The organism is Frigoribacterium sp. AC759, assembly GCF_979256015.1.
Genome location: NZ_CEEDMT010000003.1, coordinates 1 through 12,190, shown reverse-complemented (window position 1 = coordinate 12,190; position 12,190 = coordinate 1). Strand labels below are relative to the sequence as shown.

10 protein-coding genes and 1 tRNA gene are annotated in these 12,190 nt (G+C 70.3%); 8 read left to right on the top strand and 3 right to left on the bottom strand.

From position 1 onward, the window contains the following. The first annotated feature begins 57 nt into the window (after positions 1-57). From mtrB to secA, 5 genes are all read left to right on the top strand, one after another. The gene (mtrB, locus tag ACZ6JE_RS04530; protein ID WP_243213546.1) at positions 58-1,677 is read left to right on the top strand and encodes an MtrAB system histidine kinase MtrB; all 1,620 of its coding nucleotides are present in this window, start codon (positions 58-60) and stop codon (positions 1,675-1,677) included. Next, on the top strand, positions 1,674-3,362 hold the full coding sequence (locus tag ACZ6JE_RS04525; RefSeq protein ID WP_320476864.1) for an LpqB family beta-propeller domain-containing protein: 1,689 nt from the start codon (positions 1,674-1,676) through the stop codon (positions 3,360-3,362). The genes mtrB and ACZ6JE_RS04525 overlap by 4 nt, the downstream gene beginning before the upstream one ends. Before the next feature lie 105 nt (positions 3,363-3,467). Then, positions 3,468-4,115 carry a ComF family protein gene (locus ACZ6JE_RS04520; RefSeq protein WP_243213544.1) on the top strand — a complete coding sequence of 216 codons (648 nt, stop codon included), beginning with the start codon at positions 3,468-3,470 and terminating at the stop codon, positions 4,113-4,115. A gap of 155 nt (positions 4,116-4,270) precedes the next feature. Continuing rightward, positions 4,271-4,984, top strand: a complete 714-nt coding sequence (hpf, locus tag ACZ6JE_RS04515; protein ID WP_192058441.1) for a ribosome hibernation-promoting factor, HPF/YfiA family — start codon at positions 4,271-4,273, stop codon at positions 4,982-4,984. A gap of 223 nt (positions 4,985-5,207) precedes the next feature. After that, positions 5,208-8,048, top strand: a complete 2,841-nt coding sequence (gene secA / locus ACZ6JE_RS04510; RefSeq protein WP_320476862.1) for a preprotein translocase subunit SecA — start codon at positions 5,208-5,210, stop codon at positions 8,046-8,048. 89 nt (positions 8,049-8,137) lie between these two features. Here the strand turns inward: secA and ACZ6JE_RS04505 are convergent, their stop codons facing one another. Continuing rightward, positions 8,138-8,554: an Rv3235 family protein gene (locus tag ACZ6JE_RS04505; protein ID WP_192058437.1), complete on the bottom strand. Its 417-nt coding sequence runs from the start codon at positions 8,552-8,554 to the stop codon at positions 8,138-8,140. 227 nt (positions 8,555-8,781) lie between these two features. Here ACZ6JE_RS04505 and ACZ6JE_RS04500 point away from each other — a divergent pair, with 227 nt between their 5' ends. Continuing rightward, positions 8,782-10,275 carry a sensor histidine kinase gene (locus ACZ6JE_RS04500; RefSeq protein WP_192058435.1) on the top strand — a complete coding sequence of 498 codons (1,494 nt, stop codon included), beginning with the start codon at positions 8,782-8,784 and terminating at the stop codon, positions 10,273-10,275. Between the two features lie 129 nt (positions 10,276-10,404). Here ACZ6JE_RS04500 and ACZ6JE_RS04495 read toward each other — a convergent pair whose 3' ends face one another. Beyond that, on the bottom strand, positions 10,405-10,653 hold the full coding sequence (locus ACZ6JE_RS04495) for a WhiB family transcriptional regulator (RefSeq protein ID WP_055796236.1): 249 nt from the start codon (positions 10,651-10,653) through the stop codon (positions 10,405-10,407). 167 nt (positions 10,654-10,820) lie between these two features. Between ACZ6JE_RS04495 and ACZ6JE_RS04490 the strand changes: the two genes are divergently transcribed. Continuing rightward, entirely contained in the window at positions 10,821-11,279 is a 459-nt protein-coding gene (locus ACZ6JE_RS04490; RefSeq protein WP_464318311.1) for a hypothetical protein, read from the top strand. Between the two features lie 42 nt (positions 11,280-11,321). On the opposite strand, the gene bcp is transcribed toward ACZ6JE_RS04490, so the two are convergent. Then, positions 11,322-11,792: a thioredoxin-dependent thiol peroxidase gene (gene bcp, locus ACZ6JE_RS04485; protein WP_463463055.1), complete on the bottom strand. Its 471-nt coding sequence runs from the start codon at positions 11,790-11,792 to the stop codon at positions 11,322-11,324. A gap of 97 nt (positions 11,793-11,889) precedes the next feature. Between bcp and ACZ6JE_RS04480 the strand changes: the two genes are divergently transcribed. Then, positions 11,890-11,962 (top strand) — tRNA-Lys (locus tag ACZ6JE_RS04480). Positions 11,963-12,190: the final 228 nt, after the last annotated feature.

Below are 12,190 nucleotides of genomic sequence, written 5' to 3'. Positions count from 1 at the left end.
CTCGGCGGGCTCACCCGGCGCGACGGGCCCCCGGGTCCCCGTGGGCGCAGCCGGGCGATGACGTCGCCGCGCCTGGCCCTCCCCGGGGCGACGGTCCGACGGCTCGCCGTCGTGGGTCGCCGGCTCAGCCACGTCTGGCGCTCGTCGCTCGAGCTCCGCACCGTCGCCCTCACCGTGGTGCTCGCGGGGGTGGGCGCGTCGATCATCGCGGCGTCGATCTCGGTCAGCATCGGCGCGAACCTGTTCGATCAGCGTCGCGACCAGGTGCAGTCCGAGTCGCTGCGGGCGACCCTGCTGGCGCAGAGCATCTTCGACTCGGCGACGGCCACCGAAGACGCCGACCAGGTCGAGCTCGACTCGTTGCAGAACGAGGCCCAGAGCGCGATCCTCGGCTCGACGTCGAGCCCGGGCGGCACCCGCATCGCCATCCTCCGCACGCCGGGTCAGACCACCGCCCGCACCATCCAGAACATCGCCAGCCCCGACTTCCCTGCCGACGTCATCACATCCGACCTCCGTCGCCAGGTGGCCGCCGACACCGGGTCGCTGGCCCTGCAGTCGGTGTCGCTGGCGTCGACCTCAGGAGGCGCGGCGCCGGGCATCGCCGTCGGTTCGACCCTGCAGGTGCCCACCGCGGGCCAGTACGAGCTCTACCTCGTGTACGACCTCGGCGACGCCGAGGCCACCCTCGCCCTGATGCAGCGCACCCTCGCCATCGGCTCGATCGCCCTCGTCGCGCTGATCGCCCTCATCACGTACGCCGTCGTCCGGCTCGTCGTCGCCCCCGTGCGGGTGGCGGCCGAGACGAGCCAGAAGATCGCCGCCGGTCATCTCGAGGAGCGCATCCCCGAGAAGGGCGAGGACGTCGTGGCGACGCTCGGGCGGTCGTTCAACGGCATGGCCGACGCCATGCAGAGGCAGATCTCGCAGCTCGCCGAGCTGTCGAGGGTGCAGCAGCGCTTCGTCAGCGACGTGTCGCACGAGCTGCGGACTCCGCTCACCACCATCCGCCTCGCCGGCGACGTGCTCTACGACCAGCGCGAGGGCTTCAGCCCGTCGGCGGCGCGCACCACCGAGCTGCTGCACACCCAGGTGGACCGCTTCGAGCTGCTCCTCGCCGACCTCCTCGAGATCTCCCGGTTCGACGCGGGAGCCGTCGAGCTCGAGCTCGAGCGCATCACCCTCGTGCGACTCGTCGAGGACGGCGTCGCCGAGTACGAGCCCCTGGCGGCCGAGACGGGCAGCGAGATCGAGATCGTCGCCCGGGGCGGCTACTTCGAGACGGAGGTCGACGCCCGTCGCGTCCGTCGCATCTTCCGCAACCTGCTCGGCAACGCGATCGAGCACGGCGAGGGACGCCCGATCACCGTCGAAGTCGACTCCGACCCCGACTCCGTCGCGATCGCCGTCCACGATCACGGGGTGGGCATGACCGAGGCCGACGCCGAGCGCGTCTTCGACCGCTTCTGGCGGGCCGACCCGTCACGCCGTCGGACGATCGGGGGCACGGGTCTCGGGCTGGCGATCAGCCTGGAGGACGCCGTGCTGCACGGCGGGCGCATCGACGTGTGGTCGAGACCCGGCGAGGGCAGCCGCTTCGTCATGACGCTGCCCCGCGTCGTCGGGCGGCCGGTCGACTCGTGGCCCCTGCCCATCCGCCCGGAAGGACTCTCATGACCGGTCGGATCTCCCGACGCCCCGCGGCCCTCGCCGTGGCCGCCTCGGTCGTCGCCGTGCTCGTCGGCTGCGCGGGCATCCCCGACAGCGGCTCCGTGCAGCAGGGCGAGCCCATCACGAGCGACGTGGTCGACAGCGACGTCGTCTACACGCCGAACGGCCCCTCCGTCGGCAGTTCGCAGGAGCAGCTCCTCAACGGCTTCCTCGCCGCGGGCACGGGGCCGCAGAACGACTACGCCGTCGCGCGGCAGTTCCTCTCGACGGGGTTCGCCGACGGCTGGGACCCTCGGGCGAGCGTCACCGTCCGCCCGGGGACGGGCACCACGACCCGGGTCTCGGACACCGAGCTCGACTACACGTTCGTCGACTCGGCGACGGTCGACGACGACGGGCGCTACGCCCCCGCGACGTCGTCCGTCCCGACGACGCTCGGCTACCGGTTCGTGCAGGAGGAAGGCCAGTGGCGCATCAGCGACGCGCCCGACGGGATCGTGCTCACCCCGGCGACCTTCCAGTCGGTCTTCCGCGCCCATTCGGTCTACTTCTACGACCCGACCTTGACCTACCTGGTCCCCGACGAACGGTGGTTCCTGGCGCGCTCCTCCACGGGCACGCGCATCGCCAGCGCGCTGCTCTCCGGCCCGTCGCCGTGGCTGCAGGGCGCCGTCGTCTCGGCGTTCCCCGACGGCACGAGGCTGTCGCTCACCGCCATCACCGTGGAGGACGGCACGGCACGGGTCGACCTCACGGCCGACGCCCTCGGGGCCGGGGCGGACGCCCGGGCCCGCATGCAGGCGCAGCTGCTGGCGAGCTTCTCCAGCGTCGCGGCGATCACCAGGGTCGAGCTGAGCGTCGAGTCGACGGTGCTCGAGGTGCCCGACCTGGGCTCCGACTCGCCCCTCAGAGATCCGACCGTCGACGCGCGACCCCTCGTCGTCGCCGACGGGATCCTCGGCTTCGCGTCGCGGAGCTCGGTGAGCGAGCTCGACGGGCTGTCGTCCGCCGTGGCCGATCTCGGCGCGACGTCCGTCGAGCTGTCCGGAGACCAGTCCTCCGCCGCCGTCGCGACCCCGGAGGGGGCAGTGCTCGCGAGGGCCGACGGCAGCACGCGCCTCCTCGACGCGCGCCCCGGTCTCGTGCCGCCGACCCTCGACGACCGGGGCTTCGTCTGGAGCGTCCCCGAGAGCGACCCCGAGGGTCTCCGCGCCATCGGCGCCGACGGCGTGTCGCACCGGGTCGTCTCGTCGCTGCCGGGCGGCGCCGACGTGGTCGCCCTCCGCGTCTCGCGCGACGGCACCCGCGTCCTCGCCCTCCTCGACGACGACGGCGACGCGCGGATCCTCGTCGCCGCCGTCGTCCGAGACGCGGACGGCATCCCCACGGCCCTCGGCGAGGCGCTCGAGCTGGCGGCCCCCACGGGGGTGCCCGTCGATGCGACCTGGGCCGATCAGTCGTCGGTCGCCGTCCTCACCCGAGCGGGCGACGAACCGCAGGTCACCGTCTCCGAGGTCGGCGGACCGGCCACCTCGCGGGGCAGGCCGCCCGGGGACCCCGACACGATCGTCGGCGGCAACGGTCTGGCCCGTCTGCAGGTCCGCACCTCCGACGGGACCGTTCTCGAGCCCCGCGGCAGCAGCTGGCAGGACAGCGGCGTCCGAGCCGATCTGCTCGGCACCCAGCGCTGATCCCGACCCGGCGCCTCTCCTCCCCGGCGGGCCGAGGTCCGCGCCTGCTGTGGACGACTTCCGTCGCGGCGCGGACCCCGCCGGCGGGCCGGGCACGCTGGGGGCATGACGACTCGAACCGCCCTCCGCGAGGCCCTGTCCGTCGTGTCCCCGGTGGCCTGCGCGGGGTGCGCTGCGCCCGACGTCGAACTCTGCACCGACTGCCGCGTGCGACTGGAGCCGGCGGTCCGATCGCGCACCCTCGTCACCGGGCTCCGGGTGGTGTCGGGACTCGACTACGAGTTCGAGGTGCGCCGCGCGGTCATCGCCTTCAAGCAGCAGGGCAGGCTCCGGCTCGCGCGATGGCTGGCCCCCGCTCTGCGGGCGGCGCTCGCCGAGGCCTGCCCGCCGGGTGCGCCGCCGCTGCTCGTCGCCGTGCCCGCCTCGAGGGCGGGCCTCAGGAGGCGCGGGTTCGATCCCGTGGGTCTGCTCGCCCGCGAGGCGGGGCTGGTCCTCGCACCGCGCCTCCTGAAGTCCGTCGTCGGTGCGGGCGGTTCGCAGAAGCACCGCGACCGGGTGCAGCGGCACCGCGATCGATTGGGCAGCCTCCGGGCTGCCGCCGATCTGACAGGACGTCGCGTGCTGCTCGTGGACGACGTCGTCACGACCGGATCGACGCTGCTCGAGGCGGAACGTGCGCTCGTGACGAACGGGGCGACCGTCGTCGGGGCCGCCTGTCTGGCGTCCACGCCGCTCACCGGGAGACGGCTGTGACCGATCGACAGAGGGCATTCGAATCCGCTGGAGAACGGGCGACTCGGTGGACACGGGGTGACGGGCGGGGGCCGTCACGGTTACGGTGGGGCAAACGGCGTGAAAGAACACTCGCCTGGCTGACAGGCGGCACGTCTTAGCCAAAGGAGGTCGTCATGGAAATTTCCGTCACGGGTCGAAACGTCGGGATCACCGATCGTTTCCGCGACTACGCCACTGACAAGGCCGACAAGGTGGCGCAACTCGCCACCAAAGCCCTGGCACTCGAGATCAAGGTCTCGAGGCACCACGAGAAGTCGAGCGGTCAGGCGGGAGACGACCGCGTCGAGCTCACCCTCATCGGACCGGGTCCGCTCGTGCGCGCCGAGTCGACGGCCGGCGACAAGTACGTCGCGTTCGACCTCGCCATCGCGCGTCTGCTCGAACGGGTCCGCCGGGCCAAAGACCGCAAGAAGGTGCACCGGGGTCAGCACCGACCCACGTCGCTGCACGAGGCGGCGACGTCCGACTTCAGCACGCACGGCGTGACGCCGGCCGCCGCCGAGACCCTCGACGCCGTCCGCACGGGCGCCGTCGCGGTCGTCACCGACGACGACGCGGCGACCGCGGCCGCCGAGGCGGAGGAGGACTACTGCCCCGTCGTCATCCGCTCGAAGGTGTTCGCCTCGACGCCCATGACGGTCGACGACGCGCTCTACTACATGGAGCTCGTCGGGCACGACTTCTATCTCTTCATCGACTCCGAGACCGATCGGCCGAGCGTGGTCTACCGCCGGAAGGGCTGGGACTACGGCGTCATCGGCCTCGACCAGTCGGCCCCCGAGCTGCAGGAGGTCGCCACGGCGCTCCGGGCGGGTCTGGCCGGCTGACCCGACCCACGGGGGCCCGTGAAGCGGGCCCCGACACGGCCGCGGCTCTGCGGAGACGACGAGGCTCTCGCCTTGCCGGCTCCCAGGGCCGCGGCCGCTAGTCTTGTTACCATTCTGTGCTCGTCCGTCCGCGGGTCGAGCCGATCCCGGCGAGGCCCTCGGGCCCGCCTCACGGGGTGCGCGGGTCTCTTCGCGTGCTCGACCGAAACACAGGGAGTAACCGGTGGCCAACGTTCTCGAGAAGGTCCTTCGCGTCGGCGAGGGCCGTACCCTCCGCAGGCTCAAGGCGTACGCCAAAGCCGTCAACGAACTCGAAGACGACTTCACCACGCTCACCGACGACGAGTTGAAGAACGAGACCGTCGAGCTGCGCGAGCGCTACGCGGGCGGCGAGTCGCTCGACGATCTGCTGCCCGAGGCGTTCGCCGCCGTCCGCGAGGCCTCGAAGCGGACGCTGGGCCTCCGGCACTTCGACGTCCAGCTGATGGGCGGCGCCGCCCTGCACCTGGGCAACATCGCCGAGATGAAGACCGGTGAGGGCAAGACCCTCGTCGCGACGACCGCGGCCTACCTGAACGCGATCGCCTCGCGCGGCGTGCACGTGATCACCGTCAACGACTTCCTCGCCAGCTACCAGTCCGAGCTGATGGGCCGGGTGTTCCGTGCCCTCGGCATGACCACGGGCTGCATCCTCGCCGGTCAGACCCCGGCGCAGCGTCGCGAGCAGTACGCGGCCGACATCACGTACGGCACCAACAACGAGTTCGGCTTCGACTACCTGCGCGACAACATGGCGTGGCAGTCGCAGGACATGGTCCAGCGCGGCCACTTCTTCGCCGTGGTCGACGAGGTCGACTCCATCCTCATCGACGAGGCCCGGACGCCGCTCATCATCTCCGGTCCGGCCAGCGGCGAGGCGAACCGCTGGTTCGCCGAGTTCGCGACCATCGCCCGCCGTCTCGTGTCGGGTGTCGACTTCGAGGTGGACGAGAAGAAGCGCACGGTCGGCGTGCTCGAGCCCGGCATCGAGAAGGTCGAGGACTACCTCGGCATCGACAACCTGTACGAGTCGGCCAACACGCCGCTCATCTCGTTCCTCAACAACGCGATCAAGGCTGACGCGCTGTTCAAGCGCGACAAGGACTACGTCGTCATCAACGGCGAGGTCCTGATCGTCGACGAGCACACCGGTCGCATCCTGAGCGGGCGCCGCTACAACGAGGGCATCCACCAGGCGATCGAGGCGAAGGAGGGGGTCGAGGTCAAGGCCGAGAACCAGACCCTCGCCACGGTCACCCTGCAGAACTACTTCCGCCTCTACAAGAAGCTCTCGGGCATGACGGGTACGGCCGAGACCGAGGCCGCCGAGTTCATGAGCACCTACAAGCTCGGCGTCGTCCCCATCCCGACGAACCGTCCGATGCAGCGCATCGACCAGACCGACCTCGTCTACAAGAACGAGACGGCGAAGTTCGACCAGGTCGTCGAAGACATCGTCGAGCGTCACGCGAAGAACCAGCCCGTGCTGGTCGGCACAACGAGCGTCGAGAAGAGCGAGTACCTCTCTCGTCTCCTCGCGAAGAAGGGCGTCAAGCACGAGGTCCTGAACGCCAAGAACCACGCCCGCGAAGCCGCGATCGTCGCCCAGGCGGGTCGGGCCGGGGCCGTCACCGTGGCCACCAACATGGCCGGTCGCGGTACCGACATCATGCTCGGCGGCAACGCGGAGTTCCTCGCGGTGGCGGAGATGAACGCCAAGGGTCTCAGCCCGGTCGACACCCCCGACGAGTACGAGGCCGCATGGGACGCCGTCTTCGCGTCGCATAAAGAGGCCGTGGCCGAAGAGGCCGCGAAGGTGATCGAGGCCGGCGGGCTGTACGTCCTCGGGACGGAGCGCCACGAGTCCCGCCGCATCGACAACCAGCTGCGCGGGCGCAGCGGACGTCAGGGCGACCCGGGAGAGAGCCGCTTCTACCTGTCGCTGACCGACGACCTCATGCGTCTGTTCAACTCGGGCGCCGCCGAGTCGCTGATGGGCCGGGGCAATGTGCCCGACGACCTCGCCATCGAGAACAAGATCGTCGGACGCGCCATCCGGTCGGCGCAGTCGCAGGTGGAGTCGCGCAACGCCGAGATCCGCAAGAACGTCCTCAAATACGACGACGTCCTCAACCGTCAGCGCGAGGCCATCTACGGCGACCGCCGGCACATCCTCGAGGGAGACGACCTCCAGGACCGTGCCTCGAAGTTCCTGGACGACGTGGTCAACGAGGTCATCGACCAGCACACCGGCGAGGGCAGCCCCGACGACTGGGACCTCGACGCGCTGTGGACGGAGCTCCGCACGCTGTACCCGATCTCGATCACGATCGACGAGGTCATCACGGAGGCCGGCTCGAAGGGCAAGGCCACCCGTGACTTCCTCGGCCAGGAGATCCTCTCCGACGCCAAGGTGGCGTACAAGACCCGTGAGGAGTCGCTCGGCGAGGCGGCGATGCGCGAACTGGAGCGTCGTGTCGTCCTGTCGGTCATCGACCGCAGATGGCGCGACCACCTGTACGAGATGGACTACCTGAAAGACGGCATCGGTCTGCGTGCCATGGCGCAGCGCGACCCGCTGGTCGAGTACCAGCGCGAGGGCTACGCGCTCTTCCAGAGCATGATGGGCCAGATCCGCGAGGAGTCCGTGGGCTTCCTGTTCAACCTCGAGGTCGAGGTGCAGGGGCAGGTCGACTCGCAGAAGGCCCCCGTCATCGCCGCGAAGGGTCTCGGCAACGAGCAGGCCCCGCCCGCGCTCGAGTACTCGGCCCCGAACATCGACGGCGAGGTCGAGGTGCGCGACCAGAAGGGTCGTCTCGAGAAGGCGGCGACGGCGCGGGCCCAGCGACAGCAGGACACCGCCGAGCGCACGACCGCCCCCGAGGTCGCCGCGGCACGCGCCGCGAGCGGTCCGGCGCCGGCCGCGGCGGGCAAGGGCGCCTTCGGTCAGAAGACCGGTGGCGACGAGCCCGCGCCCGTGAACCGGGCCGAGCGCCGCGCCGCAGGCAAGAAGGCCTCCGACTAGACGTCGGGTCGAGCAGCAGAAGGAGGCGCACCCGCTCAGGCGGGTGCGCCTCCTTCTCTCGTCCGCTCTGGCGGATGTCGCTCTGTCGCTCAGAGGATGTGCAGGGCGCTGGCGCGCCAACGACCTCGGACGGTCTCGAGTCGCACGGCGACGCCACGGCTGCGGCCGCGACCGTGGACGACGACGACCGCCTCGACGATGCCGGGGGAGGGCTCGGCGATGTGGACGCGCCCGAATCGCAGGATCGGTCGATGTCTGCGGACGCCGTGGGCCAGTCGGGCCTGCGTCGAGACCCTGACCCGGTTGCGCAGCGTGGCGAAGACGTCGGCGGTGACCCATCGCGCCAGCTGGTCGATGTCGCGGGCGCCCGCCATGACCTCCAGCACCGATCTGGCCAGCGCCTCGACGGCGGCTTCGGCGGTGATGGGTCGGACATTCGACGACAGGGAGTCTGGCGACACTGCGGCGAGTGCCCCGCACCCCTCGACGGCGCTGAGATGGCGCACGGGTGCGATCGTCGCCGTCGGCGTGTCGCCGCCCCCGGACTCGGGCTCGACGCGGGGCGGAGGGGTGGCTGGTGAGGAACGTGGCATGGTGCTCGAACTTTCGTGAAAGCGGCTCGGACGAACACAACATATGACATTCGGTATTGATTTGCTAGGGACAGGCCGATCTGTGGAGAACTCGTGTCGCACCGATTTTCCGTGATCGCGGCTCGACTTAGACTGGGGCGGTGTCGACGCTCAGTGATCTCGTACTCGCCCAGGGCCGCTCCAGTGAAGCGGACATCGAGTGGCTGCACCTGCTCGTCGGCGACTGGCAGCTGCTGGCCGACCTGGCGTTCGCGGACATGGTCCTGTGGGTGCCGACCCAGACCGGCAGTTTCGTGGCCGTCGCCCACGCGCGGCCGTCGAGCAGTGCGACGCTCTTCTACCGCGACTTCGTGGGGCAGGAGGTCCGGCCCGAGTGGCGGGTGCAGATCGACTCGGCCTTCTCGTCGACCCGCATCGTCGACTCGGCGGCCCCCGACTGGTACGAGGAGACCCCGACCCGAGTCCGGGCCGTCCCCGTGCTGCGTCGTCTCGGCGCCAGCCGCCCCGACGTGACCGAGGCTCCGATCGCGGTCATCACACGGCACACGAATCTCAGCGAGGCCCGCACCCCGAGTCGTCAAGAGCTCACCTTCAACCAGTGCGCCAACGACCTCTTCGCCATGATCGCCGCGGGCGACTTCCCCGACCTGGGTGCGCCCACCGGGCCTCGTCGGGGCGCCCCCCGCGCCTCCGACGGGCTGCTCCGGCTCGACGTCGACGGCACGGTCACCTTCGCGAGTCCCAACGGCCTGTCGGCCTTCAACCGGATGGGCTTCGACGGCGAGCTCGAGGGCGAGTCGTTGGCGGAGGTCACCACGAACCTGCTGCAGGGCAAGCTCGTCATCGACGAGTCGCTGCCTCTGGTCGTCACCGGGCGCGCCCCCTGGCGGACGGACATCGAGGCGCGCGGCGTGACGGTCTCGCTGAGGGCCATCCCGCTGCGCGACCGTGGTGACCGGATGGGCGCGATCGTCCTCTGCCGCGACGTCACGGAGCTGCGGCACCAGGAGCGCGAGCTCATCACCAAAGACGCGACGATCCGTGAGATCCACCACCGTGTGAAGAACAACCTGCAGACGGTGGCGTCGCTGCTCCGCATCCAGGCCCGCCGGACGCACACCGATGTCGCCCGCGAGGCTCTGACCCAGGCCATGCGCCGGGTGGCCTCCATCGCCGTGGTGCACGACACGCTGTCCGAGGGGCTGAGCCAGAACGTCGACTTCGACACCGTCTTCGATCGCGTCCTGATGCTCATCGCCGAGGTCGCCTCGAGTCACAACACGACGGTCCGACCCGCGCTGGTGGGCAGTTTCGGTGCCCTGCCGAGCGAGTACGCCACCCCGCTGGCGCTGGCGCTGACCGAGCTCGTCACGAACGCCGTCGAGCACGGTCTCGACGGTCGCGACGGCGAGGTGCAGATCGTCGCCGAACGCGACGACGAGCAGTTGACCGTGAAGGTGCGCGACAACGGCGTGGGTCTCCCCGAGGGCAAGGTCGGCTCCGGGCTCGGCACCCAGATCGTCCGCACTCTCATCCAGGGCGAGCTCGGGGGCACCATCGACTGGCACACGCTCGTCGGCAGCGGCACCGAGGTCACCATCGAGATCCCGTTCCGCTGGCTCACGCAGCCCTGATCGGCTGTCAGCGCTCCCTGAGCGACTGTCAGCGCCTTCTGCGACGACGAAGAGAGGCCGACTCCCCATGGGGGAGCCGGCCTCTCTCACGCCGTCCGGATGGCCGAGGCCACCCGACGACGGGTTCGTCTAGCTGGCGCGGCGGGCGCGGGCGGCGCGGCGCTTGAGCGCGCGGCGCTCGTCTTCGCTGAGGCCGCCCCAGACGCCGGAGTCCTGGCTGGTCTCGAGCGCGTACTGCAGGCACGTCTCGGTGACGGTGCACCGGCCGCAGACGGTCTTCGCCTTGTCGATCTGGTCGACGGCGGGGCCGGTGTTGCCCACGGGGAAGAACAGCTCCGGGTCTGCGGTCAGGCAGGCGGCCTTGTCACGCCAATCCATCGATGGGTACTCCTTTAAATGCTGAACCGGCGCAACGAAGCACCGGTTCCGGATGGGGGAAAGAGAAAGAATTCGGGAGGCGCGCACGGCCGTGTGCACGTCACTTCGACCTCGAATATGGTCGCATACTGGTACGGCCAAATCAAGGATTTTGTGGAGGGCGACGCATGAGCGGAGCGGCTGAGAACGACCCGGCGACGCCGACAGATCCGTCTGCCGACCGGCGGCGCCCCGCCCTGCTGTGGCTGCTGATCGTGCTCCTCGTCGGCGAGCTCGCCGTCGTGGCGTCCGCCGCCGGCTACCTGCTCGTCGAACTCGTCGTCGAGACGCCGTCGTCGTACGCGTCGGCCGTCGCCGTGCTCGTGCTGACCCTGATGGCGACCGCCTGGATCGGCTCCATCGTGGTCGGCGCCTTCCGTGGTCGAGCCTGGATCCGCGGTGCGGCCATCGTGTGGCAGGTGCTGCAGATCGCGGTCGGCGTCGGCAGCCTGCAGGGCACGTTCGCCAACCCGACCATCGGCCTCTGGCTCATCGTGCCGGCCGTGCTCGTCGTCGTGCTGCTGCTCACCGCGTCGGTGGTGGCGGCCACGTCCCGCCGCGACGACGTGCCGCCCCGCACCTACTGACCGGACGGTGCAGGAGGCGCGGGGCGGCGACAGGGGGAGGGGTCAGTCGAGCGCGAGCTTCTTCCGCAGCGACGCCACGTGCCCCGTCGCCTTCACGTTGTAGAGCGGCAGCACGACGGCGCCCTCTCCGTCGACGACGAACGTCGAACGGATGGTGCCGGTGACGATGCGTCCGTAGCTGTTCTTCTCGCCGTAGGCGCCGTAGGCCTCGTGCACCGTGAGCTCGGGGTCGCTCAGCAGCGGGAAGTTCAAGCCCTGCTCGTCCTTGAATCGGCGGAGCGCCTCCGGGGCGTCCTTCGACACGCCGAGCACCTGATAGCCGGCCGACTTCAGCGAATTGATGTTGTCGCGGAAGTCGCACGCCTCGGTCGTGCAGCCGGGCGTCGATGCCGCCGGGTAGAAGTACACGATGACGTTCTGCCCCGCGAAGTCCGCCAGCGAGACCGGCGAACCGCTCTCGTCGTCCAGGGTGAAGGTCGGCGCCGGGGCGCCCTTCTCGAGTCTCGTGGCCATGATGCTCCGATCTGCAGGCGCGCGAGGCGCCCGTGTGTTCAAGTGGGGTCAGAACTCATGCTAATGTTGGTCCTCGTTGCGGGGCATACCGCGGCGCGCACCTCTAGCTCAATTGGCAGAGCAACTGACTCTTAATCAGTGGGTTCTCGGTTCAAGTCCGAGGGGGTGCACGAAAAATGGGTCCCCCGTGTTCATCAGTCGATGAAGCGGGGGATTTTTCGTCGTGCCGGTCTGGTCGGCTCCGCCGACGTGCGGCCTGGGGCCGCGCGGGGTGGGGGTGCTTTGCCGCCAGGTGCGTGTTGCTCGGGGGCGACGTCGCTTCGCTCGTCGCGGTGCGGCTTCGCTTCGCTGGCCGCGGGGTGGGGACGGGGCGACGTCGCTTCGCTCGTCGCGGGGGC

Coding starts and splice junctions, on each gene's coding strand:
- mtrB (WP_243213546.1), top strand. CDS start 58: ATGACGTCGCCGCGCCTGGCCCTCCCCGGGGCGACGGTCCGACGGCTC.
- ACZ6JE_RS04525 (WP_320476864.1), top strand. CDS start 1,674: ATGACCGGTCGGATCTCCCGACGCCCCGCGGCCCTCGCCGTGGCCGCC.
- ACZ6JE_RS04520 (WP_243213544.1), top strand. CDS start 3,468: ATGACGACTCGAACCGCCCTCCGCGAGGCCCTGTCCGTCGTGTCCCCG.
- hpf (WP_192058441.1), top strand. CDS start 4,271: ATGGAAATTTCCGTCACGGGTCGAAACGTCGGGATCACCGATCGTTTC.
- ACZ6JE_RS04495 (WP_055796236.1), bottom strand. CDS start 10,653: ATGGATTGGCGTGACAAGGCCGCCTGCCTGACCGCAGACCCGGAGCTG.
- ACZ6JE_RS04490 (WP_464318311.1), top strand. CDS start 10,821: ATGAGCGGAGCGGCTGAGAACGACCCGGCGACGCCGACAGATCCGTCT.
- bcp (WP_463463055.1), bottom strand. CDS start 11,792: ATGGCCACGAGACTCGAGAAGGGCGCCCCGGCGCCGACCTTCACCCTG.